The sequence below is a fragment of the Moorena sp. SIO4A1 genome (assembly GCF_010672065.1).
GTDB lineage: Bacteria > Cyanobacteriota > Cyanobacteriia > Cyanobacteriales > Coleofasciculaceae > Moorena.
In genome coordinates, this window is sequence record NZ_JAAHHX010000597.1 from 1 (window position 1) to 1606 (window position 1606).

The 1606-nt window shown below is 42.0% G+C and carries 2 protein-coding genes; one reads left to right on the plus strand and one right to left on the minus strand.

Annotated features, from left to right (window positions below; translation table 11 throughout):
- Positions 1-193, plus strand: a 193-nt coding sequence (locus F6K53_RS41040; RefSeq protein WP_293019396.1) for a hypothetical protein, incomplete at its 5' end; no start/stop codon positions are given.
- Between the two features lie 532 nt (positions 194-725).
- On the opposite strand, the gene F6K53_RS41045 is transcribed toward F6K53_RS41040, so the two are convergent.
- Positions 726-1606 (minus strand): FG-GAP-like repeat-containing protein (locus F6K53_RS41045; protein ID WP_293086029.1); only part of this gene is annotated, 881 nt, incomplete at its 5' end.

Sequence of the window (1606 nt, forward strand, 5' to 3'; positions counted from 1 at the left end):
CTATTCCCTATTCCCTATTCCCTATTCCCTATTCCCTATTCCCTATTCCCTATTCCCTATTCCCTATTCCCTATTCCCTATTCCCTATTCCCTATTCCCTATTCCCTATTCCCTATTCCCTATTCCCAGAGCCGCTGTTCCCTGTTCCCTAAAATCCAAAAATTATGTACCTCACCTAATTGAAAAATGCTAGAGATCACAACATACATATAACTATCCAGAAAATAACTAATATAAAAATATTGAGTTTATCTTTCATCGAAAACTAATCCATGTTTATAATCGAACCATAGGTTTTATTATAAACATGGATTAGGCAGTAATTATACTGGTAAGGTGCCTTAATAAGGTAACCTACTACTTATGGCCTTTGGAGTGATAGCCCTTAGAGTGATAGGGTTTCGAGTCCAGTTTTGGGTAAGTCCTAAGCAAAAATGATTATTTTATAAATCTTGAACTTTTATAAATATTTAAAATTGATAGCTATATAGTTTATATTTGAGTTGTGAACATACTCCCAAAGGCCAAGAGGCAAGAGGCAAGAGGCAAAAGGTAAGAGGGGAAACAGATCCGGAGTTTTATTCTCCAATAAAAAAAGACCATACAGGTTTACATCTCATGTGTAAACGCTATATAACGTCTCTACATGTAAGCAATCAGCTAACGCGCCAAGGGCTTTAGCTGATTGCCCTTGGCTAAATACTTAGGTAATTGAAATTACGTATTTAAACATAACTTTGCCAACTCGGATCAGTTACTGGCTCAAGCCTCTCCAGGCGATCGAACCCATTAGCATTCATCAGCCAGACACTATTTTGTCCATCGTCGAGATTGCGCCAGAGGATATCATCGAAACCATTGTCATCGATGTCGAGGGTACCATGGATTACCTCCTGACCAATACTTATTGGTGAGTCAATCAACACTGATTCAATGTACTGAGTCCCTTCCATCCTCCAATAGTAAATAGTTTGGTCTTGAGTATTGCGCCAGATAATATCCCCATCACCATCTCCATCCAAGTCTCCCGCTGCCCTCATTTCCCAAATACTAGTGACTGGTTCCGATGGAATGGACACCTCCTGAGCGACATTGGTGCCATTCATTAGCCAGACTTTATTTTCCCCAGTGGAAGTATTGCGCCAGAGAATATCCTGTTGTTGATCACTGTTGAAATCTTCCGTGCCACGAATCTCCCAGTCTAAGCCTAGAGTTGGGGTTATGGACACTGCATTCTGAAACACCGATCCTGCCATCAACCAGATGCCAGTTTCACCAGTAGAGCTATTACGCCAGAGAAGATCCTGTTGTTGATCACTGTTGAAATCCCCTGCACCCTGCATTTGCCAGGGACTGTCGGCTGGTTCTGTTGGTGAATGAATTGTTACGGCTTGAGCTAAGTCGAGACCATCCATCAACCAAGCACCATTGACTCCGGTCTCGTCATTACGCCAGAAAATAGTCACACTCTCGGTGATGGTGGATTGGTCATTGTCGGTAATGGTGAAAGTGGCACTGGGAGTCTCACCTAATTGATAGTCGGGACTATTCTCAAGGGTAATAATTACAGTTTCTTCCCCTTCTACTATTCCATCGGCGATTGGGG